The organism is Bacillus sp. FSL K6-1033, assembly GCF_038630765.1.
Classification (GTDB): Bacteria; Bacillota; Bacilli; order Bacillales; family Bacillaceae; genus Bacillus; species Bacillus altitudinis.
Genome location: NZ_CP152041.1, coordinates 2,566,163 through 2,592,015 on the forward strand (window position 1 = coordinate 2,566,163; position 25,853 = coordinate 2,592,015).

The following is a 25,853-nucleotide window of genomic DNA, read 5'->3' on the forward strand; positions in this document are numbered from 1 at the left end:
ATAACACAAAGGCATTTAATGCTTTTGGCCAGCTCCCATTGCAATCTTTTTTATGTTTACAGTGCTTTGGCTTGCGCCTGTTTCACTTGTACAGGTCCCATGCCTCGAGGAATTTCGATGTTTTCTCTTGTTTCAGCACCTAGTTCATCTCCGATATGATCTGCTGCAATATTCGGATCTAGATCGCCGCAAGTATAAACATCTATGCTCGCATAACCATGTTCAGGAAAGCTGTGAATTGTCAGATGAGATTCAGAAATAATGACAACTCCACTTACTCCTTGAGGTGCAAATTTGTGAAAAGCAACCTCTCTTACTTCAGCTCCTGATTTCAAAGCTGCATTTACAAACGTTTTTTCAATAAAATCCATGTCGTTCAGTTTATCACAGTCGCATCCCCATAACTCGGAGATAACGTGACGTCCGATTGTTTCCATCATGGACCCCCCTTAAACAAGAATGAAAGAGTGAAGTTCTAAGCAGCCGGACCGGACATATACCACGGGGGAAAGTTAGTCCAAAGAGGTCCTAACCCTTTAAGTATACCCGAATGAGTCTGCGAACAAGAAGTTCACGAAAAATAGTATACTTTGTTTAGACCCATTTTGCAAGCTGTGTTTTTAGTGGGATTTTCTCTCATTTCTTGAAAAGGGACGTTCAGTCTTCTTCATTTCAAACAGCTGAAAGCTCTTTCATCTGGGAACCAACAAACTTTACAAGATCAACCACTCTGCAAGAATAGCCCCATTCATTGTCATACCATGCAAGAACTTTTACTTTTCTGCCTTCCATCACCATCGTTGTAAGTCCATCAACGACAGCAGAATAAGGGTTTGTGTTAAAGTCTGTGGAGACAAGTGGTTCATCGGTGTAATCTAATATGCCAGCAAGAGATGTTTTTGAAGCCGTTGCAAAGGCAGCATTGACCTCTTCTGCTGTGACATCTTTTTTCAAGTCGACCACAAGATCAACCATCGATACATTAGAAACTGGCACTCGAAGTGCAAGTCCATGTAATTTCCCTTTCATGTGCGGCAGCACTAAAGAAAGCGCTTTAGCGGCACCCGTCGTCGTTGGAATGATGGACTGGGCACATGCTCTTGCCCGGCGCAAATCCTTGTGGGGGTTGTCGATATTTTTTTGATCATTTGTATAAGCATGAACCGTTGTCATTAAACCGTTGTCGATGCCAAATTCATCATCTAACAGCTTGACAACTGGTGCTAAACAGTTTGTTGTACAAGATGCATTTGAAATAACGACATGCTTTTCAGGATCAAGATCATCCTCATTGACACCCATCACAATTGTAATGTCTTCATTTTTACCTGGAGCTGTAAGTACGACCTTTTTCGCTCCGGCATCTATATGGCCCATCGCTTGATCTTTTGAATTAAATTTCCCTGTTGCTTCGATCACGATATCAATCCCAAGCTCTCCCCATGGAAGCTGCTTTGGGTCTCTATTATTGAGCAAAAGCACTCTTTTGCCATTGACAATCAACGCGTCATCTTCTGCTGTCACATCGCATTCGTAACGTCCATGATTTGTGTCATATTTAATTAAATGTGCTAGCGTTTCGGCAGGATAGCTTGCGTTCACCGCTACAATTTGAATTTGATCATCAAGCATTGCTTTTCTGAAGACCATGCGTCCAATTCTGCCAAACCCATTGATCGCTGCTTTTACCTTCATGAACAGGTCACTCCTCTATTATGTGTTATACTCAATAAATTTATTTATGAAATTAGTATATCACATTAGAATGTAATTGCCAGTATATAAACGTATATTTTCAAAAAAGGGCTGTTCTTTGCAATGAAATTGACGAAAAAAGCATAAAAAAAGAAGAGTACTGTATGTACTCTTACTTATCTGTATGTTCCCATTCGTTTAATATGTTCTCTAATTGCTTTCTAATAAAAGCAAGATCTTTTGTGTTTTCTATCACGCGGTCTGCTTTTTGGCATTTTTCCTCAAGAGGCTGCTGGGAGTGAATGCGATTCAGTGCTTCTTCCTCGCTCAGGTCGTTTCGATTCATGAGCCGCGACAGCTGCAATTCAGGCGTCGTGTACACAACGATGATGCGGTCGACTAGCCCTTCCAGCTTGCTCTCGAATAGGAGCGGGATATCAAGCACAACAAATGTTTCATTGTTGCTCACCCCTTCATCACGCTGCTCGAGCATTTCCTTTCTGACTTCAGGATGAACGATGGCGTTGAGCTTTTTTCTTTTCTCTTCATCAGAAAAAATGATCGCTCCAAGCTGCTGCCGGTTCAGTTCACCATTTGGCAGAAGAACCTCTTCACCAAAAGTTTGAACGATTTGATGAAGGGCAGCCGATCCTTTAGAAACCGCTTCTTTTGCAATGATATCAGCATCCACCACCCGAATGCCTTTCTCTTTTATCATCTGCGAGACTGTGCTTTTTCCGCTAGCAATCCCGCCTGTTAATCCAATGACGAGCGTCAATTCGTTTCCTCCTTTACAGCTTCCACACCCCAATTAAAATGAGCAACAGCCCTGGTAAGCATGCGAGTTTATCGATCCAGCGCCAATTGGCCAAATAATGACCTGCACGCAGGCCGATGCATACAAAAAGAGAACTCATCACAGCGACCGTGATGCTCATGACAATTGGAGAAAAACCAAGAATCGCTGCACCAATCCCTGCACCAAATGCATCGATGGATAAAGCAATTCCAAGAAGCACCGCTTCCATTCCATTAATGGTGCCAGAGCGGTCAATATCTGCACTTGTAGGCTTTCGCAAAATATGAATGACAAGCCCAAGAGACTGCACTTCTACATTGAGAAGTGTTTTTTCATGAAGGAGCAAATCACGCTCTTTCGCTGGTTTATAAAATTGATACAGAACCCAAAGTCCGATGGCAATTAAAATGCCTCCACCCAGTTTATCTGTCACTGAGACAGGGAGGAATGTCGTGAGCAGGCTGCCAATCAGCATGGAAATGAGCAACACAATTCCTGAACAGCAAGCAATAATAACGATGGCTTTAAATGGAATCCTCATCTTGCGAAGACCATACGTAAAACCTACAGAAAAGCTGTCAATGCTGACGGCAATAGCTAAAAACAGAAGCGAAAACGAAATCATACCTGTACTCTTCCTTTCTGTTCATGCAACGATGATCAAGAGTCTCTAGGCGTCCTTAGACTCTTCTTCACTATATGAAGAGCAGGTGGGCTGTGTGTCAGTCTACACCTTGCTGAAAAAAGAATGTTTTTTATCGTATGCATGGCAAAAAGGAAGCATGCTGACGGCTTACCTTTATGAAGGGCGTTTTTGGCAGGTCACACAAAAATGAGTGCCGCGCCCTCCCACCACTGTTTTCTCTATGATACTGCCGCACGTCTGGCAAGGTTCTCCCCGCCGGTCATATACAAGAAGCTGTAATTGAAAAGTCCCAATATCACCTTGTGAATTGATGTAGGAGCGAATGGTGCTGCCTCCTGCATCAACAGCCACTTGAAGCGTGTCAATAATATGTTTGTGGAGCACCTTGCAAGATGCAAGACTTAGCTGATTCGCTTTTGTTTCTGGATGAATGCCTGATTTAAACAGCACTTCATCTACATAAATATTACCGAGACCAACCACGATTTTTTGATCAAGTAAAGCCGTTTTGACCACGCGGGAGGTTTTCTTTAATTGCTCCCATAAATATTCTGGTGTAAATGAGTCTGAAAAAGGTTCATATCCCAGCTGTGATAGCGGAAGTTCTTTTTCTTCTTCGCCTGGCAGAAATAGATGCATCGTCCCAAATTTACGAACATCATGGTACCGAAGTTCGGTACCGTCTGTGAACGTAAAGACGACGTGTACATGTTTATCATAAGGCTCACCAGTTTCATGTACACGGTATTTCCCTTCCATTCTTAAATGGGAGACCATCACATAGTGGTCTAAATGAAAGAGTAGAAACTTCCCTCTTCTTTCAATGGTTTGAATGGTTTCTCCTACCATCCTTCTAGCGAACTCTTCCGGTTCCCCAGGACGTTTGATGATATTTGGCCATTTGATATCGACCGTTTCAATCGTTTTTCCTTTGACTAACCGCTGAAGAGTGCGCCGGACGGTCTCAACCTCTGGTAATTCCGGCATGCTCCTCGCTCCTTTTTCTCTCTCTTTATTTTGCGTCGTACCAAGATGGACCTGAAGCGAAATCGACTTTTAGTGGCACATCGAGCTGAAGTGCGCTTTCCATGACTTCAGGGACGATTTTTTCTAATATGGCGATTTCTTCTTTTGGCGCTTCAAAGATCAGTTCATCGTGTACTTGCAATAACAGATTTGCCTGCAGATTCTCTTCTTTTAACTTTCGTGCCATATCAATCATCGCTTTTTTGATGATATCGGCGGCACTGCCTTGGATCGGTGTGTTCATTGCCGTTCTTTCCGCAAAGCTTTTCACATTAAAATTACGGCTTGTGATATCTGGGATATATCGTCTGCGTTTAAGAAGCGTGGTCACATACCCTTTTTGTTTTGCTTCCTGCACGATGTCCTCCATATAGGTTTTCACGCCTTTAAAGCTTGTTAAATAACGTTCAATGAAGGCCGCTGCTTCTTTTCTTGTAATCCCAAGGTTTTGAGACAGTCCATAATCACTAATTCCATATACGATTCCGAAGTTGACAGCTTTGGCCTGTCTTCTCATAGAGGAAGTCACTTCTTCTTCTGAGACATGGAACACATCCATGGCTGTTTTCGTGTGAATATCCATATCTTGCGTAAAGGCTTCAATCAAGTTCTCATCTTGAGAAATGTGCGCAAGGACACGTAGCTCAATTTGAGAATAGTCAGCTGCAAACATGAGCCAGCCTTCTTTTGACGGAACGAACGCTTGACGAATTTTTCGGCCTTCTTCTAAACGAATCGGGATGTTTTGAAGGTTTGGGTCTGTTGAGCTTAGTCTTCCTGTTTGTGTAAGTGCCTGATTAAATCTTGTGTGCACTTTATGCGTATCTTTGCGCGTCACTTTCATTAAGCCTTCCACATAAGTGGATTGCAGCTTTCCTATTTGACGGTAATGCAGAATGGAACGAATAATTTCGTGCTTGTCTTCAAGCTTTTCAAGGACATCCGCAGACGTAGAGTAGCCTGTTTTGGTCTTTTTGATAACCGGCAGTCCTAATTTTTCAAATAAAATCACACCAAGTTGCTTCGGTGAATTGATGTTAAATGTTTCTCCTGCTAACCGATGAATGGTTTCTTCATATTCCTTCAGCTTCTTCGTGAGTTCTTCACCCATTTTCTGAAGACGTTCAACATCCACTTTTACCCCAAGAGATTCCATTTCACCTAAGATGAGGGCAAGTGGCAACTCTAAATCTTCATACAGCTCATGCTGATCATTCTTTTCTAACGCTTCAAGGGTCAAATCATGCAGCGCAGAGATCGCTGCTGCTTTTCTTCCAAGATGGTCTTTTAGCTCTTCTTCAGGTGGAATCGCCTGTTTCGCTCCTTTTCCGTAAACTTTTTCATCGGAAAGGGCAATATTCAGGCCATATTCCTTCGCCACACTTGCAACGTCCTCATAGGATTTCTGCGGATTGACCACATAGGAAGCGAGCAGGACATCGTTATCGACACCTTTTAGATCAACATCATGCCATCTGAGCGCAACAACCGCTCTTTTGGAATCAAAGACCCATTTCTTCTTCGTTTCATCCTGTACCCATTGTTTAAACGCTTCAGATTGCAGAGCATCTTCTTTTGTCATAAAAAATGCACCGTTCTCATTATGGATCGCAAACCCTATCAAATCGGCTTCGTGATAATTGTCTCCTAGCTGTTCTACCACAAGTGCAGCGTGACCTGTCAGCATGTCCTCTGTGACATCTGTCATTTTCTTTACGTCTAGTTCGTCTATTTCTACTGGTTCATCTGATTCTGGCGCTTCTCCTAAACGCTCTAGCAGCGTTTGAAAGCCCAGTTCTTTATAAAGCGAGATGACCTGCTCCATGTGAGGACCTTCATAGGCGAGCTCTTTGCTTGACACATCTATTGGTGCTTCTACGAGAATCGTCGCCAGCTTTTTACTCATCACCGCTTGTTCTTTATATTCTTCAAGCTTTTCTTTTAGCTTTTTCCCGCTGACTTCGTCAATATGATCAAGCAGATTTTCAACCGTTTCAAACTGCTTTAGTAATTTAATCGCTGTTTTTTCACCGACACCAGGCACGCCAGGGATATTGTCTGATGAGTCTCCCATCAGCCCTTTCATGTCGATGATTTGATCTGGTCTGAGGCCGTATTTCTCTTCAATATGGGCCGGTGTGTAATATTCTACTTCTGTGATGCCTTTTTTCGTAATGGCTACTGTTGTATGGTCTGTTGAAAGCTGCGTTAAGTCTTTATCTCCTGAGAAGATTTTGACCTCAAAGCCGTCCTTTTCTGCCTCTACAGCCAGTGTGCCGATAATGTCATCCGCCTCGTATTGCGGAAGCTCGTACCTTTTCACTTGATAAGCATCTAATAGCTCACGGATGAACGGCATTTGTTCTGATAGTTCTGGCGGAGTTTTTTGTCTTCCGCCTTTATATTCCTTAAAGGTCTCGTGACGGAAGGTGGTTTTACCCGCATCAAATGCTACGAGCATATGAGTCGGCTTCTCGTCTTCCAGCATCTTCATTAAGATCATCGCAAAGCCATAAATGGCATTTGTATGTACGCCTTTATCATTGGATAATAGCGGCAAAGCAAAAAAGGCTCGATAAGCGAGACTGTTTCCATCCACAAGTACTAATTTCTTTTGATCTGTCATCTTTTAATCCTCCATCGACTGAGCCGGCTCAGCCGTCTCTTTCGCACATTGTATGTTCATTTTATCAAAGTTTATTTTGAAAAGAAAATAGACGAGCCTGCATAAAAAAGGGACGAAAACAACAAGTGTTTTCGTCCTTCCAAAATTGGCTCCTTGGATGAAGGGGTTCCTATTCATCCTACCAATGATTGATTAACAAAACATGAATTCATTGTAAAGATCATGTAAATTTTAACGCCACTTTCCATTCTTCTCTATTTTGACTTTAAACTCACAGTAAACGTCGTCCCTTTGCCTTGTTTGCTATGAACAGAAATCGTTCCTTCATGTGCTTCGACAAGGTGTTTGACAATGGCAAGACCAAGCCCTGTACCGCCTGAGTTTCTACTTCTATCTTTATCAATTCGATAAAATCTCTCGAATATTCTTGGAATCTCACTCTTTTTCATACCGATCCCTGTATCTGCTACATCAAATTCATAGCTGTCTTTCCTCTGTCTTGCTGTGATCGTGACACTTCCTCCCTCTGGAGTATAGGTGAGGGCATTATTGATCAGGTTGAGGAAAATTTGTTTTAATCTCAACGGATCTGCCATGACATAGACCGGCTCTTTCGGGACACGCACTTGCAGGTCAATGCCTTTTTCAGCAGCCTTTTGTTTTAGCAGCACTTCAATCTCTTGAATGATTTCTGTCGCATTGGCTTCTTGAATATTCAGCTTAAAATGCTGCTGTTCAATTTTCGAGAGATCAAGCAAGTCTTGGATGAGCGTTTCTAAACGAATACTCTCTTTTAGGATGATGGACAAAAATTGTGTCAGCGCTTCTTTATCGTCAATGGCACCATCCAGAAGTGTTTCAGAAAAGCCTTTAATTGACGTGATCGGTGTCTTTAATTCATGTGACACGTTAGCGACAAAGTCTTTTCGCATCTGTTCTAGCTGCTTTGTTTCTGTCACATCATGAAAGACAAGAACAATCCCTTTCCATTCATCGTCTGTACTTAAGATCGGGACACCATCGACTTGGAAATAACGGCGCTCGATGTCAACAGCGAGACGTAAAAACTTTCGGACCTTGGTTTCTGTCATGAAAATTTCGTCTATTAACTCAATAATCTCTTCATGGGTAAAGGCTTCATGATACAGCTTGTGCATGTAAATATGTTTTTGCACTTTGAATTGCTTGCGGAATGTTCGATTGACTAAGTGGATATAGCCCATTTTATCAATCAAAATAATCCCCGCTCCAATGTTTTCAATGACTGTTTGCAGACGATCTCGCTGCATTTCGCCAGCGCTTGTCATGTCTTGAAGACTTTCTGCCAGACGCTTCATTGATGTATTGAGTTCACTTGTTTCAATGATCAGCTCTTCATAGTTATTTGTATCATAGTTCCCTCGTTCAAGCTGTTTGGCCACCTTTGTGGCATAATCAATCGGCTTTACATACTTCATCGACATGCGATAGCCAAAGAAGACGATGATAATGATGGCCGAACCAAGACAAAAGGCTAATGCAAGCCAGAGCTGGCCGTCAATCTCATTCAAAGGCTGGAATGAAGCATGAAGAAATAAATATCCCGCCGGTTCGTTTTGTTTCATCATTGGGACTGCATAATGAAACAGCGCATCCTTCTCATCCTCAATGAACGTTCCTTTTGTTTGGAGCTGCTCACTTTTCAGTGTGTTTAAAATGACAGCCCTTTGTTCTGCTTGACCCGTTGTATGTATGATATTCCCCTTCACGTCCACAATCGACGCATTCATATCGAGATGCTGCTTTGCTTGATTGAGAATCTTCTTGTTTTGCTCCGCATTCAAATCTTCAACATTCATAGAAGAAAGGAGAAAACTCGATTCCTTTTCCATTCGTTCGGTTAATTTTGTTTCATAGAAAATATGAAACATATGATCCAAGAAAAGACCAAGCGCAACAAACACAATAAACAAGAGAAAAATGAGCCCAGAAAAAAGGCGGGTTCTCACTTTACTCATTTGGCTTTGGCTCCTCCAATTTGTAGCCTAAGCCTCGAATGGTTTTAATATATGTTGGTTTTTTCGTGTTCTTTTCAATTTTGTCCCGCAAGTGGCTGATATGCACATCCACAATACGAGTATCACCTGCAAAGTCATAATTCCAAACCGCACTTAACAATAGATCACGCGTAAGGACACGGCCTTTATGCTTAGCCAAATAAAGAAGCAGTTCAAATTCCTTTGGCGTGAGCTCTAGACGTTCTTCTTGGAAATAGACTTCGTAATGTTCAGGTAAAATGCGCAGGTCTCCAATTTTGATTTGGTCTGCAATGATCTCTTCCTTCTCTTCTTGCACGGGAGCCGGCTGAGATTGCTGTGCTCTTCTCAAAATGGCTTTTACCCGAGCACCCACTTCTCTAGGACTGAAAGGTTTTGTCATGTAATCATCGGCTCCAAGTTCAAGACCGAGCACCTTATCAAATTCATCGTCCTTTGCTGTCAGCATTAAAATAGGGAACATCATTTTTTGAATTCTCAGTTGTTTGCACACTTCAATGCCGTCCATTTTCGGAAGCATTAAATCAAGCACAATCAGATCAGGCTGTTCACTTGCTGCTTTTTCAAGCGCTTCTTCTCCGTCTCTTGCTGTGACGACATCGTAGCCCGCCCTTTCAAGGTTATAGCTTAGAAGTGTTACAATTGATTCTTCATCATCCACAACTAATATTTTTTTATTCATGTTGTGCCTCCAATTAGTGATTTCCCCTGCATCCGGTTTTTTGTATCTTATGTGAAAAGCGAGAAGTCATGCTTTCTCTTTCATTTTAACGAAAGCTTAACAAGAGAACAATTTAAAATTTCGACAAGATTGGCTTTGTAAACAAAAAGAAGACTCCTCATAAGAGAAGCCTTCTTTTTTATTCATATTAAGACAATACTTTCATGACGTTCTTTACAGATTCAACAGAACGGTCAAGCTGACTTCTTTCTTCTTCTGTCAGCTCAAGCTCGATGATCTGCTCAAGGCCGTTTCCACCTACGATTGTTGGAACTCCAAGGTAAATGCCTTCGTAGCCATATTCACCTTCAAGGTATGCAATCGTCGGCATGACGCGGCGTTGATCTTTTAAGATCGCCTCAACCATTTCAACGAGTGAAGCAGCAGGTGCATAATACGCACTACCGTTACCTAATAGGTTGACGATTTCACCGCCACCTTTTCTTGTTCTTTCAACAATTGCATCAATTCGCTCTTTAGGAATTAATGTTTCCAGCGGGATACCGCCTGCATAAGAGTAACGTACAAGAGGAACCATGTCGTCCCCATGTCCGCCAAGAACAAAGCCCGTCACATCTTTCACAGATAGGTTTAATTCTTGAGCAACGAACGTACGGAAACGTGCTGTATCAAGAATTCCTGATTGTCCGATGACTTTTTCTTTTGGTAATCCTGATTCTTTATAAACTGCATATGTCATTGCATCAACAGGGTTTGTTAACACAACAATGATCGCTTCTGGAGAATATTTAACGATTTCACGTGTCACACTGCGCATGATTTTTTCATTTGTTGACACGAGGTCGTCACGGCTCATTCCCGGCTTTCTTGCAATTCCTGCCGTAATGACCACGACATCAGAACCGGCTGTATCTTCGTAGTTAGAAGTTCCTGTAATATTCGCATCGAAGCCTTGAACAGGGCTTGCTTCCAGCATGTCAAGTGCTTTCCCTTTTGTCGGGTTCTCAAGCTGAGGGATATCCACTAATACGACATCCGCTAATTCTTTTTGAGCTGTTAGAAATGCTGTAGTTGCTCCAGTAAAGCCTGCTCCGATGACAGATACTTTTTTACGCTTGTTTGCCATTTCCTTTTTCCCCTTTAACTTTAAAGTTTAAGAATCAAGACAAGTTTTTGATGAGCTCGTCAGCAAACTCAGAACATTTCACTTCTGTTGCACCGTCCATTAATCTAGCAAAATCGTACGTGACGACTTTAGATGCAATTGTTTTTTCAACAGATTGAATCACTAGATCAGCAGCTTCTTGCCATCCAAGGTGCTCAAGTAAAAGCACGCCTGATAGAAGAACAGAAGATGGATTCACTTTATCAAGACCAGCGTATTTCGGTGCTGTTCCGTGAGTCGCTTCAAAAATAGCGTGTCCTGTTTCGTAGTTGATATTTGCACCAGGTGCGATACCAATTCCACCAACTTGTGCTGCAAGTGCATCAGAGATGTAGTCTCCGTTTAAGTTCATTGTTGCGACAACATCGAACTCAGCTGGACGAGTTAAAATTTGTTGAAGGAAAATATCTGCAATGCTGTCTTTGACAATGATTTTGCCAGCAGCTTCTGCTTCACTTTGCGCTTTGTTTGCCGCATCTTTTCCATCTTGTTCTACAATACGATCATATTGTGCCCATGTAAAGACTTTGTCGCCAAACTCTTTTTCAGCCACTTCGTAGCCCCAGTTTTTGAAGGCTCCTTCTGTAAATTTCATGATGTTTCCTTTGTGAACAAGCGTCACAGATTTACGGCCTTGGTCAATCGCATATTGGATCGCTGCTCTGACAAGACGAGATGTTCCTTCTTCAGAAACTGGTTTGATTCCGATACCTGATGTTTCTGGGAAACGGATTTTATTCACACCTAATTCGTTTTTCAAGAAGTCGATTAACTTCTTCACTTCGTCTGATCCTTTTGCATACTCGATTCCTGCATAGATATCTTCAGTGTTTTCACGGAAGATGACCATGTCTGTGTCTTCTGGACGTTTCACAGGAGATGGTACACCTTTGAACCAGCGAACTGGACGTAAGCATGTGAATAAATCAAGCTCTTGTCTTAGTGCCACGTTCAATGAACGGATTCCTCCGCCAATTGGTGTTGTCAGTGGTCCTTTGATCGCGATTAAATATTCACGAATGTCTTCAAGTGTTTGCTCTGGAAGCCACTCGCCAGTTTTATTGTAAGCTTTTTCACCTGCATATACTTCTTTCCAAGTGATTTGCTTTTCACCTTTATATGCTTTTTCTACAGCTGCTTCAAGAACTCTTGATGCTGCTTTCCAAATGTCAGGACCGATTCCGTCCCCTTCGATAAACGGGATAATTGGATTATTTGGTACATTCAATACGCCGCCAGTAACTGTAATTTTTTCGCCTTGTGACAATGATATTACCTCCCAGGTTATGTAGTGAATATTTGAAACTTCCAAGCTTGATGTCTGCAAGCCAAGAAGTTTTTCACGTGATTCGTTTTTTGTTGATATGGAGGCTGATTGGTTTAGATGGATCAGCCTCCGCTATTCTATAAACATTAGTCTCTTTCACTGATCGGAACAAACGTTTGAAGATCAGGTCCAATATAGTCAGCTCTTGGACGGATCAGACGGTTGTTGTCATATTGCTCTAAAATGTGAGCAATCCATCCAGAGAATCGGCTGATCACGAAAATTGGTGTAAACAAGTCATGATCAATTCCAAGACTGTGATAGACAGAAGCAGAATAAAAATCAACATTTGGTGGAAGATTTTTCTCTGATGTCACGATTTCCTCTGCGCGTACAGACATTTCATACCATTTTGGCTCGCCTGTGAGATTTGTTAAGCGCTGGCTCATTTCTTTTAAATGTTTTGCACGCGGGTCACCCTGGCGGTAAACGCGGTGGCCAAAGCCCATAATTTTCTCTTTCTTCTCTAGCTTACCATGAATATAGGAATCTACGTTTTCAACTTCGCCAATTTCTGAGAGCATCTTCATTACGCCTTCATTCGCGCCGCCATGAAGTGGTCCTTTCAATGCGCCGATAGCCGCTGTTACACCAGAGTAGATATCTGATAGTGTAGCAACACATACGCGTGCTGTAAATGTCGATGCGTTTAATTCGTGATCCGCATGTAGAATGAGCGCTTTATCAATCGCTTCAATTTCTACTGGTGAAGGCTCTTCGCCGTTTAGCATATATAAGAAGTTTGCAGCATAGCTGTATTCTTCTTTTGGCTGTACAGGCTCAAGTCCCTTTCGAATACGTGAGAATGCAGCGACAAGTCCAGAAATTTTCGCTTGTAAGCGAATGGCTTTTCTGTAATTCGCTTCTTTGTCCATAATCTCTGATTCGTCATCAAGTAAACCTAATAAGGATACCGCTGTACGAATCGCAGACATTGGATGAACCCCATCCAGCGAATAAGATTTAAAGTGCTCAATGATCTCTTGCGGAATATGAGCATTTTCATTGAGCTGCTGCTTTAACTCGCTTAGCTCCTGCTCATTCGGCAGCTTTAAGTGCCATAACAGGTAGACAATTTCTTCGAAAGTCGCTTTTTCAGTTAAATCATCGATATTGTACCCTACATAAGTAAGAGTATCATCAATAATTGAGCTTACGGATGAAGTTGTTGCCACGATACCTTCAAGACCTCTTGTTGCTGTCATGTTCAATCTCCCCTTTTTAAAAAGATTCCCCTTCGTTGCAAAATTCTCGCTTTTTGAAAGCGCTATCCAACCAAAATAGGCTGGCAGGTTTAGAAAAGAAAATGCTTACATTTACCTATACGGTTAGAGCGCTTTTAGCCTCATATCTCGTGTTTGATCAATGAGTTCAAAATTAAGCCTATTCCCATTATAAACAATAATCAGACATTTGTTAAATGTTTAACTATAATTTTTTTTGATATTTTTTTTTCCAGCCTTCCGGTTCGGGCATGGAATAAAGGGATTTTGCTTCTTTTAATATATTTAATTATGTTTTTTTGCAAAAGCTCACGCCAGAAAAAAATCAAAAGAAAGTGGCATGAGCCACTCTCTTTTTAACCGCTGAAAAATTTCACTGCTTGCATCGCTAAATAGGCAATTCCAGCACCAATCAGCGGGCCAACAGCCACACCTTTGAATAAGCTGACTGCCAAAATCGTACCGAATACAAGTGCTGCTGTGATATGCGGATCGTTTTCGAGTAGCACAATGCCGTTTTTTGCAATTAATGCTACTAATATACCCGCTCCAAGAGCTATCCAAGCATAGGAAGATTTCATCGCTTCTCCAAGTTGTTTAAATCCAATGTCCCCTGTTGCGATCGGTACAAGCACAGCGATCGTGATGACCGTCACACCCCAATTGATACCTTTTGATTGCAGAACCGGGAATATTTTTTGATCCAGGCCAATCAGCTTAATGGCAATCAGCACAGAGACCGCTAAAATTAACGAATTGTTTTTTGCAATAAGTGCAATAACGAGTAAAAGAACCAAAAACAAATTTGCTTGAGTAAACATACGCCGCTCCTTTCTTTCTTTTTATTGCGACCTTTTCATATTACTAATCTTTTTGAATAAAATGAAGTATCGGACATGCTTGTTTTTTGGAGGGGATTGTGTGAATCACACTTATGTGGGCATTTTTTTGCGAAGTTTGATGATTTTCAGCATCGCCGTTTGTGCGGTTGTTTTTTTATATCAGTCTTTTCCGTTTTTATATCCATTTTGGATTGCATTTGCCGTGTCGTGTTTGATTCATCCAGCCGTATGCAAAATTGAAAACATGACCGGGATGCCAAGAGGTTTTGTTGTCATCATTGTGTTATTACTCTTTTTAGTGGCAGCAGCTGGATTCATGACACTTTTAGTGGCGGAAATCATTTCAGGAAGTGCTTATTTAGCAAAGGTCCTGCCAGGTCATCTTGATCAACTGATTGGGATCGTGGAACGTTTTTTCACAGATCAGATTTTGCCTTTATATCATGATTTGACTGCTCAATTTAATACACTTCAAGCAGGTCAAAAGGAATCGATTTTAGGACAAATCCAAGCACTTGGTGACGAAGCAGCGGCAAAAATCGGGACTTTCCTTTCAAAAACTCTTGAATTCATTCCAGCTTTTTTAGGTCTTTTGCCTGACGCAGCAGCGACGCTTTTATTTTCCGCACTAGCGACTTTTTTTATCACAAAAGATTGGTTTACGTTAAAAAAATATGGTTCTCGTATCTTTCCCGCCAAATGGATGCTTCATACACGTGCCATTTTATCTGAAATCAAAAAAGCCATTTCTGGCTTTATGAAGGCCCAGCTTCTCCTTGTTGCCATGACCATTGGGATCGTGCTGATTGGACTTTTCATCTTAAAGGTCGAGCATGCGATTGTGATTGCTCTATGTATTGGTCTAGTTGATTTACTTCCTTACATCGGGAGTGGCACCGTTTTTCTTCCGTGGATCATTTACTCCGCCATGACAGGAAATCTTTCACTCGCCATTGGACTAGGCATTTTGTATATTGTGGTGCTCATTCAAAGACAAATATCAGAGCCAAAAGTCTTAAGTAAATCAATCGGTCTTAATCCTTTAGCAACACTTGTGGCGCTGTTTGTCGGGTTAAAATGCTTTGGTTTTCTTGGACTTGCACTCGGTCCCGCTTCTCTTGTCGTTTGGCAGGCGTTTCGTAATGCAGGGGTTTTCAGAGACCTTTATCAGTACATTCGGTATGGTGCGCAAAAGTAAAAGAGACCTGATGCGAAGGTCTCTTTATCGTATAATCGTATAGCGTTTGCGATTGGACATGTTTCTAAGCCAGCGCTCAAAGAGCGGTTTGATCCGTTTTCTTGTCATGGGAATGAGCAGCACAGCCCCAATCAGATCAGAAAGGAATCCAGGTATGAGCAGCAGCAAACCACCGATCAGAATGCAGAAACCATCGACAATGGTGGCCCCTGGCATTTTGCCATACTGTAAATCTCGCTGCACTTTCTGAAATGCTTCTATTCCTTGTTTCCTTGCAAAGTAAGCACCTAGTGCACTTGTCAGCACAATAACTAGCATCGTTGGTAAAATACCAATGATGTTACTTGAGATTAAAAATAAACTAATTTCCACTGCCGGGAACAGAATCAATAATAGTAGAAAATATTTTTTCAACCATATCACCTCATGGGGTCTCTTTCATCGAAAGCTGTTTACTTTTTTTAGTGTAACATAAAAAAAAAGAGGAGTCAGATAACTCCCCTCGTGTGTGATTTAAAGGACGCTTGCACGGCCTTTGTAGATCGCTCCGCGTGCTGGATCTACTGTAATCTCTTCGCCTTCTTTTAGAAGTGTTGTGGCACTGTCAAGACCGACAATGACTGGAATGCCAAGACTAAGCCCAACGACTGCTGCATGGCTTGTTAGACCGCCTTCTTCCGTGATAAGGGCAGACGCTTTTTCTAAAGCACCCATCATATCACGATCTGTGCAGTTTGCGACAAGAATCGCACCATCGTACATTTTTTCCTCTGCTTCTTTTCCGCTTTGTGCAATAACAACCGGTCCAAATGCAGATTTACGGCCAATTCCTTGACCCTTCGCAATGATGTCACCGACAACATACACTTTCATTAAGTTCGTTGTACCAGCTTCCCCAACCGGCACACCAGCTGTAATGACAATCAAGTCGCCATGTCTTACATAACCAGATTCAATAGATTTTTCTACTGCATTCTCTAGCATTTCATCAGTAGATGACGTATTTGATCCACTCTTCGCAAATACACCGAATACGAGAGATAGCTTTCTTGCTACTGATTCGTTTGCTGTGACTGCAACGATTGGTGCTTTAGGTCTATATTTTGAAATCATTCTCGCTGTATGACCGCTCTCAGTAGGTGTCACAATTGCCGCCACATCAAGCTTCATTGCTGTGTGCGCAACAGATTGACCGATCGCATCTGTAATGCTGACCTCTACTTCTTCGCTTCTGCGAGAAAGGATTGCTTTATAGTTAAGTGCTTCCTCTGAACGTGAGGCAATGTTGTGCATCGTTTGCACAGCTTCAACTGGATATGTTCCTGCTGCTGTTTCACCAGATAGCATGATCGCATCTGTACCGTCAAAAATAGCATTTGCCACGTCACTTGCTTCCGCACGAGTTGGACGAGGGTTACGCTGCATGCTGTCCAGCATTTGAGTTGCTGTGATGACAGGCTTGCCTAAACGGTTGCATTTTTTGATCAGCATTTTTTGAACAAGTGGTACTTCTTCTGCCGGAATCTCTACACCAAGATCTCCACGCGCGACCATCAGTCCATCTGATACCTCAAGGATTTCATCGATGTTATCAACGCCCTCTTGGTTTTCAATCTTCGGAATGATTTGAATGTCAGCTGCGTTGTTCTTTTCAAGTAGCTCACGAATTTCAAGAACATCAGAAGCTCGTCTCACAAAAGAAGCTGCGATGAAATCGACACCTTGTTCAATTCCAAACAGAATATCATTGGCATCCTTTTCTGTAATACCCGGCAAGTTCACACTCACACCTGGTACGTTGACACCTTTTTTGTTTTTCAGTGTGCCTGTATTCATTACTTTTGTGACGATTTCTTTTCGGTCCTTATTTAACTCTTTTACTTCTAGACCAATCAGACCATCATCTAATAAAATAGTTGAGCCCACTTCTACATCATGAATTAAATCTTCGTACGTCACACTGATTTTTTCAGTGTTTCCCACAATGTCTTCCATACTCACGATAAGATCAGCACCAGCAACTAACTCAATTGAGCCGTTTTCAACTGTGCGTGTACGGATCTCTGGACCTTTTGTATCAAGAAGGATCGCAATGTCCTTGCCTAAAGTTTTACCTGCTTTGCGAATGTTTTCAATACGTGCACCATGCTCTTCAAAATCTCCATGAGAGAAGTTTAGTCTGGCTACATTCATTCCTGCTTCAATCAATTCAGTCAGCTTTTCAATGCTTTCACTTGCTGGACCGATTGTACAAACGATTTTTGTCTTTCTCATTACTGTTCCTCCTAAGGTCTTCTCGTTTTATATAGAGAGCTCTTGTGAAAGTCGGTACATATTTTGATCGACTGTATGCTTTTTATCTAAGATGTCTAAAATATCGTGATGAACGAGTTCGTTGCTTTGAATACCTACACAGCGTCCGCCTCTTCCTTCAAGAAGAAGTTCTACTGCATACGCTCCTAGGCGACTTGCGAGCACTCGGTCAAACGCACTTGGAGAACCTCCACGTTGAATATGTCCTAAGACAGATACACGCGTTTCAAGGCTTGTCTCCTCTTCAATTCTCTTACCAAATTCGACACCGCTGCCTACGCCTTCTGCGACGATGATGATACTGTGCTTCTTGCCGCGCTCATGTCCTCTTCTTAATCTCGCAATAATTTCGTCCATGTCATAGTCTGCTTCAGGAATCAAAATCGATTCAGCTCCGCCTGCAAGACCTGACCAAAGGGCAATATCCCCAGCATGTCTTCCCATTACTTCCACTACGTATGTACGTTCATGAGATGTGGCTGTATCACGAATTTTATCAATGGCATCAATGACTGTATTTAGTGCTGTATCAAAGCCAATAGTGAAATCAGTACCAGGAATGTCATTGTCAATCGTGCCAGGGACACCTACACATGGAAAACCGAGCTCTGTTAATTTCTTCGCTCCCATGAATGAGCCATCTCCACCGATGACAACAAGTCCTTCAATACCGAATTTTTTTAAGTTCTCAATCCCTTTTTCACGACCTTCAACTGTCTTGAATTCAGGACATCTTGCCGTGTAAAGTTTTGTTCCTCCACGATGAATGATATCGCCTACTGAACCTATTTCGAGTTTCTCAATTTTACCGTTAATTAGACCTGAATATCCATTATAAATACCGTAAACTTCTACATTATGGTAAATTGCTTTCCTTACAACTGCGCGCACAGCTGCATTCATTCCTGGGGAATCCCCACCGCTCGTTAAAACTCCTATACGCTTCATCTTTTTCACCTCAGAGACCATATATGAATTAAACATACCATTTCCACTGCTTGAAAACAATCATGAGCAAAACCGGATGTTTTCAATACGAATTTCTAAAACCGTACTTATTATACAATTAAATAAAATGTTTTTAAACAAAAGTTAAGAAAGTCATGAAAGCACTTTGTTCAAAAAACAGTTGATTCAAGTGCTATAAACCTTGTCAAATCAACGTTTTCAGACGTTTCAAATTTTATGAAAACAAAAGAAAATTATTTTCAAATAGCGCTTACATCAGATCGTTTTGATGAAAAAAGACGAAAAAAATAAACGCCAGCCAAAAGGCTGTACGTTTATTTAGTTTACCCCAATATATTGATTTTCAATCGATACTTTACCGATTGCTTTGTATTTTTGATATCTTTGTTCGACTAATTCTTCAGGCGATTGTTTGAGCAAAGATGTAAGTGACTGTTTTAATGTTTTTTCAATGTAGGCTGCTTGTTGTTTCACGTCTCGGTGTGCTCCACCTTGCACTTCTTTAATAACATCATCTATAATATCTAATTCTTTTAGGTCTGGAGCGGTAATTTTCATTGATTCTGCAGCTTTTTTCGCAAGTGATGAGTCCTTCCAGAGCAGTGCTGCTGCACCTTCAGGTGAAATCACTGAATATGTTGAGTTCTCTAGCATAAATAGGTGGTTTCCTACGCCTAAGCCTAGTGCTCCGCCACTTCCGCCTTCTCCAATGACAATACAGACAACCGGTACACGAAGTCCTGCCATTTCGAAAAGGTTTTTCGCAATTGCTTCACTTTGCCCACGTTCTTCAGCTGCTTTACCAGGATAAGCTCCTTTTGTATCAATAAAGCAAATGATTGGACGATTAAATTTATCTGCTTGTTTCATCAAGCGCAATGCTTTACGGTAACCTTCTGGATGCGGCATCCCGAAATTACGGCGCAAGTTTTCTTTTGTGTCTTTTCCGCGCTGATGACCAATGACTGTGACAGGAAGTCCTTTAAACGTAGCAATTCCTCCAACGATGGCTTCATCGTCGCCATAAAAACGGTCACCGTGACATTCGAAAAAGTTATCAAACAGCTCTTGAATGTAATCGAGAGTTGTTGGGCGCATCGCATGACGAGCAATTTGTACTCTGTCCCACGGCTTTAAATTTGTATAAATGTCTGTTTCAAGCTTACTCAGACGCGTTTCAAGGCGCTCAATTTCCGCACTTAAATCCATCTCTGAGTTTTGTGTGAACTTTTTCAATTCATCAATTTTCGCTCGAAGTTCAATGACAGGTTTTTCAAATTCTAGTTCTCCAGCCACTCTCGTTCACCTCCTGTGCTGTGTAGTGCTAAGATTTGGCCTAATGTTTCTTTCATTTCTGCACGGTGAATCACAGCATCTAGCTGACCATGCTTCATTAAAAATTCAGCCGTTTGGAAGTCCTCTGGTAGGTCTTCACGAATGGTTTGTTCAATGATTCTGCGACCAGCAAAACCAATTAATGCACCAGGCTCTGCAAAGTTGTAATCACCGAGAGACGCAAAACTAGCTGATACACCGCCAGTTGTCGGATTGGTCATCACAGAGATAATCAGACCTTGATCCTCGCTGAACAGCTTTAATGCTGAACTTGTTTTTGCCATCTGCATCAGACTAAGAATCCCCTCTTGCATTCTTGCTCCTCCAGATGCAGTGAAGATGATAAATGGCACCTTGTCCGCTTTTGCTTTCTCAATAGCTAATGTAATCTTTTCACCAACGACTGAGCCCATGCTGCCCATACGGAACGTGGCATCCATGACAGCAATGACAGCACTTTGACCTTTAATTTCACCTTTTCCTGTTACGATGGCTTCATTCAAAGATGTTTTTTCTCTGTCTTTCTGAAGCTTTTCTTCGTAGCCCGGGAAACCGAGCGGGTTCTCAGAAATGAGGTGACCGTTAAATTCTTCAAATGTGCCTTCGTCTACAAGGCTTTCAATACGTTGTTTTGCATTCATTTGCAAATGTCTGCCGCAATTCATGCAAACACGTAAATTTTTATCTAGTTCTTTGGTGAGCATTATTTTTTTACATTGCGGACATTTGGTCATGATGCCTTCAGGCACATCTTGACTTGCCTGTTCAGAGGGTACAGATGCATATTTTTTCTTTTTACTGAAAATATTCTTGATTGACAAATGACTACCTCCCTTTTTGAAGGGTTTTTTCTTTACACGCACATCCACTATTATAGGACATGTCATAACTGTACCGAAACTATTGTACTTTTTTTGTCAAACGCTGTCATCCTTCATTCAATTTTTTCAGTGGGGAATTGATGAGAAATGAGTATAGGTTTGGGGCGCTGAGTAGTTGGTATATGTGAATTGTGAACGTCTACAAAAAAATCTCATTTAGGATGAAAAAAATTTCGTGTAAGAGAGGAAATGGTGCACGTTTTTCCTCCAAATTCAGAAAGAACGTGCACACTTTTCCAATTCGATTACTCGCCGATAATCGTTAATTTTCTTGTTTTTTCTGCAACAGCTTCTGGGTCTACTTTGATTCTTGAAACGCCCGTTTCCATTGCTGCTTTTGCCACTGCTTTGGCTACCGCTGGCGCTACTCGTGCATCAAATGGCGCAGGGATAACGTATTCCGCTGACAATTCTTCATCTGATACAAGGGAAGCAATCGCTTCAACAGCTGCAATTTTCATTTCTTCGTTAATGTGTGTCGCACGTACATCAAGCGCTCCACGGAAAATACCAGGGAATGCAAGGACGTTGTTCACTTGGTTCGGGAAGTCAGAACGACCAGTTCCTACAACACTTGCACCTGCTGCATGTGCATCTTCTGGCATGATCTCTGGGTTTGGATTCGCCATTGCGAAGATGACAGGATCTTTTGCCATTTTTCCAACCATTTCTTTAGTTAAAGCACCTGCTACTGAAACGCCGATAAAGACATCTGCGCCTTCAATCACTTCTTCTAAAGAACCTTCTTTACGATCTTGGTTCGTGAATTTAGCTACTTCATTTTTCACTGCATTCATACCATTCGGACGGCCTTCATAAATAGCGCCTTTTGTATCACACATGATGATATCACGTACACCGAAATGATAAAGAAGTTTGATAATCGCAATTCCTGCTGCTCCAGCGCCGTTTGCAACCACTTTAATTGAAGACATTGATTTTCCAGACAGCTTCAGTGCATTCACAAGTCCTGCCACTGTTACAATCGCTGTCCCGTGCTGATCATCGTGGAAAACAGGAATGTTTGTCTCTTTTTTCAAACGCTCTTCAATGATAAAGCAGTTTGGTGCTGCAATATCTTCAAGGTTCACGCCGCCAAACGTCGGCTCAAGAAGCTTCACTGTTTCAACGATTTTGTCTACATCGTTTGTTGCAAGTGCGATTGGGAATGCATCAACACCTGCAAAGCTTTTGAATAAGACAGCTTTTCCTTCCATTACTGGAAGAGATGCTTCTGCCCCAATGTTTCCAAGCCCTAACACAGCACTTCCGTCTGTGACAACAGCGACCATATTGCCTTTCATTGTATAATCATACACTTTGCTTGTGTCGTCATAAATATCTTTACATGGCTCTGCCACACCTGGTGAGTAAGCCAAGCTCAAGTCTTTCGCATTTTTCACTTGTACCTTTGATTTTGATTCGAGTTTGCCTTGATTCTCTTTGTGCATATGTAATGCTTCTTCTCTTAATGACATGTGATGAACACTCCTTCAAGTGGAAAATGATTTAATGAATTGCTAAGTTGATAAGCACATACTTGGCAGTTTAAATACACAGAATCTTTAAAATGATAACACAATAGGTGAAATTGTAAAACATATTCAGACGATTTGTCATCATTTAATCACAACGTTTTGTTCACCTAGCAGCTCTTTTAACTGGAAAATGACCGCATGATCTGCATGAACTTTGTATGCATCTGGAAGTCTCATCGTCTTTTTTTGCTTTTCATAATACAAATAGACATCTGCTTCTCCCCTGTGCATGGAGATCACTCGCTTCACTTGTTCTAGCAGCTCCTGCGTATGGTTCTCTTCTTTGACTCGAATGTAGACAGATTCTTTTCTTTTAGAGCCCATCTCTTCCAGTAGAACAGCTTCTTGCACGATGATTTGACTGCTCTCATTTCTGACATCTATTCTGCCTTCAACATAAAGCATTGCGCCCTCCTCAAGTAAGGGGGACAGCTTTCTAAATTGCTCTGGAAAGACGACACCTTCCATTTCTCCCGTTTCATCCCCGAATGTGACAAATGCCATCGATTGTCCATTTTTTGTCCGAATCGATTTCACCTTTGTCAAAAGACCACCCATTGAGATCTTTCGCTTTATATAGGAAGAAAGTCTGATGATTTCCACTGCACCATTCTCTCTTAAGCGATCTCGATACGCTTGTACTGGGTGATTTGATAAATATAACCCGAGTGCTTCTTTCTCAAATTGCAAAAGATCGACAAGCGGCATTTCTTCTATCTCCGCATATTTTAACTCAAGTGGGAAGGTTGTATCCCCAAGAAAGTCCAGCTGATCCTCAGGTGTTAAAAATGACACATGGTCTAACGCAATATCTATCGATGCTAATAACGAAGCACGATTTGGATGAAGCTCATCCATTGCCCCTGAGAAAATGAGGGCTTCAATCGTTTTTCGGTTGACACTCTTTGTTGATACCCTTGCGCAAAAATCAAATAAATCTTCAAATGGCTTTTCCTGTCTTGCTCTGTATATATCCTTTACAGCTGACACTCCGACATTTTTGATCGCTCTTAAGCTGTAGCGGATCTCCCCTTTTTCAACCGTGAATGGAAATTCGCTCTTATTAATAGAAGGCTTCAACACCGATATCCCTTTTTCCTTTGCCTCATAGAAATATTGAGCCACTTTGTCTTCATTTCCAATCACACTCGTTAAAAGACCGCACATAAAATATAACGGATAATGCGCTTTTAAATAAGCAAGCTGAAAGCCGATCATGCTATATGCAACAGCATGGCTTCTATTAAAACCATAGTTTGCAAATTTGACGATTAGGTCATAAACGTCATTTGCAATGTTAACAGGATACTCCTTTTTTAGGCATCCTTCAACAAAATGGCTTCGCTCTTCATCAAGCACCTTTTTATCTTTCTTTGAAACGGCTCTTCTTAGTAGATCGGCCTCGCCCAGCTGAAAGCCTGCCATCTTTGCTGCAATCAGCATGATTTGCTCCTGATAGACGATGACCCCATATGTATCCTTTAAGATGTCATACAAATCTGGATGCGGGTAGGAGACTTTCACTCTGCCATGCTTTCGGTCGATAAAGAGCGGGATATTCTCCATCGGCCCCGGGCGGTATAAGGCATTGACAGCCACGATATCTTCTAGACTAGAAGGTTTCAGTCGTCTCAGCACCTGACGCATACCTTGTGACTCCAGCTGGAAAATCCCCGTTGTATCTCCCGCTGATAACAAATCAAACGTTTTCTGATCTTCATATGAAATGTCACTAAAGTTAATGTGGACGTTTTCCTGTCTTTCAATCTGGTTTTTAATGGATTCAATTAATGTTAAGTTTCTCAAACCTAAAAAATCCATTTTCAAAAGACCGAGATCTTCTAAATAATTCATCGCATATTGCGTCAAATACACTCCATCATGCCCTTCTTGAATAGGCACGACTTGTGTGAGCGGCTCCTCACTTAGGACAACGCCGGCTGCATGTGTTGACGTATGTCTTGGTAATCCTTCTACCTTTAAAGCGGTTTGAAACACTCTTTGCAGCTCTTCAGATTGCTGGAGCAGTGTTTTTAATTCTGAGGAGACTGTAACCGCTTCTTTCAGTGTCGTCCCTGGCTTTGATGGGATGAGCTTTGCAAGGCGGTCTGCTGCTTTTGAATCAATTCCCATCACACGTCCGACATCTCTTAAAGCTGCCTTTGCGGCAAGTGTTCCAAACGTGACAATTTGCGCCACATGCATATCCCCATATTTGTCTTTTACATATGAAATGATTTCATCTCTTCTCGTGTCAGGAAAATCGATATCTATATCTGGCATGCTGATGCGTTCAGGATTTAAAAAACGCTCAAATAAAAGCCCGTGACGGATCGGATCGACATCTGTAATAAACAGAACATACGCAACTAAAGAGCCTGCTGCTGATCCCCGGCCAGGACCTGTGACAATGCCATGATCATGAGCATACTTCATAAAATCCCACACAATGAGGAAATAATCACTGAAATTCATTTTTTGAATGATGCTCAGCTCATACTCAAGCCTTTTGATATATGTGTCATTTGAAGCAATCTGTCTTCGTTTCATGCCTTCTTGGCACACTCTTCGTAAAAATTGATCAGCTGTTGATTGATCAGGCGTCGGATAGGTTGGCAGTTTCGTCTGGCCAAGATTTAAATCGACCTCGCAGCGGTTTGCAATCTCAACCGTTCTTGCCAGCAATTCTGGATCATCACCATACCACTTCATCATTTCTTCGATCGATCTGAAATGCTTGTCTCCTTGGTCTTCCTCAATTTCTGATAGCTGCTGGCCTGCTTTAATGGCTTTTAAACATGTATATGCGGTTTTGTCCTCTTGATGGATATAGTGGACGTCACCTGTTGCCACAAGCGGGATGTTCGCCCTTTTTGAGAGTTCCCTGAGCTTATGAGACAGCTCTTCGTCCTGCTGAAACGGCTGAACGGCTAAATACACATGTTCCTCACCAAAAAGATCTTTTAAATGGCTGGCCGCATCCCTTGCTTCATCTAGCTGATCATGTTGCAGCAGCGTTTCAATATAGCCGGATACGCCTGGTGTGATGGCAATAAGGCCATGATGATAGGCTTTCAGCCATTTCTCTTTCAGGCCGGTTTTTGATTTTGATTTCAAGACACTGCTAATTTTGATCAAGTTTTGATAGCCTTCATTGTTTTTGGCAAGGAGGATCAAAGGATAAGCCTCTGTCTCTTGTTCATCTATGAAGACAGAAGCTGTTAAACCGATAATCGGTTTGATGCCATGTGTTTTACATTCCTTATAAAATTCAACCGTTCCATACATCACATGGTCATCGGTAAGAGCGAGCGCTTGATAGCCAAGTTCTTTCGCCTTTAATACGAGCTCCTTGACCTTCGCTGCACTGCTCAACAAGCTGTATCCACTGTGGACCTGAAGATGAACATAGGACATGCTTAATCCACTCCTTTCGTCTAAATTCATTCTTTCATTATAAAACGCGATGCGGTGAGAAACAAATGTTCTTTCTTTTCCGCTCGTTCATACTTGTCCAGCATTCGCCATATATTGAATAGAGTGAGGTGGGAA

Annotated in this window: 20 protein-coding genes; 1 reads left to right on the plus strand and 19 read right to left on the minus strand. The window is 41.7% G+C overall.

What is annotated here, in order from left to right:
* Window positions 1-56 precede the first annotated feature (56 nt).
* The 12 genes from speD to MHH31_RS13185 form a co-directional block, all read right to left on the minus strand.
* On the minus strand, window positions 57-437 hold the full coding sequence (gene speD / locus MHH31_RS13130) for an adenosylmethionine decarboxylase (RefSeq protein ID WP_003216492.1): 381 nt from the start codon (window positions 435-437) through the stop codon (window positions 57-59).
* A 235-nt stretch (window positions 438-672) separates the two neighbouring features.
* Window positions 673-1,695, minus strand: a complete 1,023-nt coding sequence (locus tag MHH31_RS13135) for a glyceraldehyde-3-phosphate dehydrogenase (protein ID WP_144679819.1) — start codon at window positions 1,693-1,695, stop codon at window positions 673-675.
* A 172-nt stretch (window positions 1,696-1,867) separates the two neighbouring features.
* On the minus strand, window positions 1,868-2,473 hold the full coding sequence (gene coaE / locus MHH31_RS13140) for a dephospho-CoA kinase (protein WP_024718656.1): 606 nt from the start codon (window positions 2,471-2,473) through the stop codon (window positions 1,868-1,870).
* A gap of 13 nt (window positions 2,474-2,486) precedes the next feature.
* A complete protein-coding gene (gene ytaF / locus MHH31_RS13145; protein WP_007501684.1) occupies window positions 2,487-3,119 on the minus strand; it encodes a sporulation membrane protein YtaF in 633 nt (210 codons plus the stop codon).
* Between the two features lie 174 nt (window positions 3,120-3,293).
* A complete protein-coding gene (gene mutM / locus MHH31_RS13150) occupies window positions 3,294-4,127 on the minus strand; it encodes a DNA-formamidopyrimidine glycosylase (protein ID WP_337902818.1) in 834 nt (277 codons plus the stop codon).
* Between the two features lie 25 nt (window positions 4,128-4,152).
* Window positions 4,153-6,792, minus strand: a complete 2,640-nt coding sequence (gene polA, locus MHH31_RS13155) for a DNA polymerase I (RefSeq protein ID WP_342494876.1) — start codon at window positions 6,790-6,792, stop codon at window positions 4,153-4,155.
* Between the two features lie 254 nt (window positions 6,793-7,046).
* Window positions 7,047-8,789, minus strand: coding sequence for an ATP-binding protein (locus tag MHH31_RS13160; protein ID WP_017358268.1), 1,743 nt, complete (start codon window positions 8,787-8,789; stop codon window positions 7,047-7,049).
* On the minus strand, window positions 8,782-9,510 hold the full coding sequence (locus tag MHH31_RS13165; RefSeq protein WP_007501691.1) for a response regulator transcription factor: 729 nt from the start codon (window positions 9,508-9,510) through the stop codon (window positions 8,782-8,784). The genes MHH31_RS13160 and MHH31_RS13165 overlap by 8 nt, the downstream gene beginning before the upstream one ends.
* 187 nt (window positions 9,511-9,697) lie before the next feature.
* Window positions 9,698-10,636: a malate dehydrogenase gene (gene mdh / locus MHH31_RS13170; protein WP_007501693.1), complete on the minus strand. Its 939-nt coding sequence runs from the start codon at window positions 10,634-10,636 to the stop codon at window positions 9,698-9,700.
* 34 nt (window positions 10,637-10,670) lie between these two features.
* Window positions 10,671-11,942, minus strand: a complete 1,272-nt coding sequence (gene icd / locus MHH31_RS13175; RefSeq protein ID WP_024424789.1) for an NADP-dependent isocitrate dehydrogenase — start codon at window positions 11,940-11,942, stop codon at window positions 10,671-10,673.
* A 146-nt stretch (window positions 11,943-12,088) separates the two neighbouring features.
* Complete coding sequence (gene citZ / locus MHH31_RS13180) at window positions 12,089-13,207, minus strand: citrate synthase (protein ID WP_008346063.1); 1,119 nt, start codon at window positions 13,205-13,207, stop codon at window positions 12,089-12,091.
* A gap of 374 nt (window positions 13,208-13,581) precedes the next feature.
* Window positions 13,582-14,046, minus strand: a complete 465-nt coding sequence (locus MHH31_RS13185) for a DUF441 domain-containing protein (protein WP_007501699.1) — start codon at window positions 14,044-14,046, stop codon at window positions 13,582-13,584.
* Window positions 14,047-14,146: 100 nt separating this feature from the next.
* Between MHH31_RS13185 and ytvI the strand changes: the two genes are divergently transcribed.
* A complete protein-coding gene (gene ytvI, locus MHH31_RS13190; protein ID WP_024718659.1) occupies window positions 14,147-15,265 on the plus strand; it encodes a sporulation integral membrane protein YtvI in 1,119 nt (372 codons plus the stop codon).
* A 24-nt stretch (window positions 15,266-15,289) separates the two neighbouring features.
* Here ytvI and MHH31_RS13195 read toward each other — a convergent pair whose 3' ends face one another.
* From MHH31_RS13195 to dnaE, 7 genes are all read right to left on the minus strand, one after another.
* Window positions 15,290-15,679 carry an FxsA family protein gene (locus tag MHH31_RS13195; protein ID WP_007501703.1) on the minus strand — a complete coding sequence of 130 codons (390 nt, stop codon included), beginning with the start codon at window positions 15,677-15,679 and terminating at the stop codon, window positions 15,290-15,292.
* Window positions 15,680-15,778: 99 nt separating this feature from the next.
* Window positions 15,779-17,539: a pyruvate kinase gene (gene pyk / locus MHH31_RS13200; protein ID WP_024718661.1), complete on the minus strand. Its 1,761-nt coding sequence runs from the start codon at window positions 17,537-17,539 to the stop codon at window positions 15,779-15,781.
* 27 nt (window positions 17,540-17,566) lie between these two features.
* On the minus strand, window positions 17,567-18,526 hold the full coding sequence (gene pfkA, locus MHH31_RS13205) for a 6-phosphofructokinase (protein WP_017358271.1): 960 nt from the start codon (window positions 18,524-18,526) through the stop codon (window positions 17,567-17,569).
* A 339-nt stretch (window positions 18,527-18,865) separates the two neighbouring features.
* Entirely contained in the window at window positions 18,866-19,843 is a 978-nt protein-coding gene (gene accA, locus MHH31_RS13210) for an acetyl-CoA carboxylase carboxyl transferase subunit alpha (RefSeq protein WP_008346075.1), read from the minus strand.
* Entirely contained in the window at window positions 19,828-20,703 is an 876-nt protein-coding gene (gene accD, locus MHH31_RS13215) for an acetyl-CoA carboxylase, carboxyltransferase subunit beta (RefSeq protein ID WP_008346077.1), read from the minus strand. Before accD ends, accA begins: the two co-directional genes overlap by 16 nt.
* A gap of 305 nt (window positions 20,704-21,008) precedes the next feature.
* Window positions 21,009-22,241 (minus strand): malic enzyme-like NAD(P)-binding protein, encoded by a 1,233-nt coding sequence (locus MHH31_RS13220; RefSeq protein WP_007501712.1) that lies wholly within the window; start codon window positions 22,239-22,241, stop codon window positions 21,009-21,011.
* 141 nt (window positions 22,242-22,382) lie between these two features.
* Window positions 22,383-25,718: a DNA polymerase III subunit alpha gene (gene dnaE / locus MHH31_RS13225; RefSeq protein ID WP_342494877.1), complete on the minus strand. Its 3,336-nt coding sequence runs from the start codon at window positions 25,716-25,718 to the stop codon at window positions 22,383-22,385.
* Window positions 25,719-25,853: the final 135 nt, after the last annotated feature.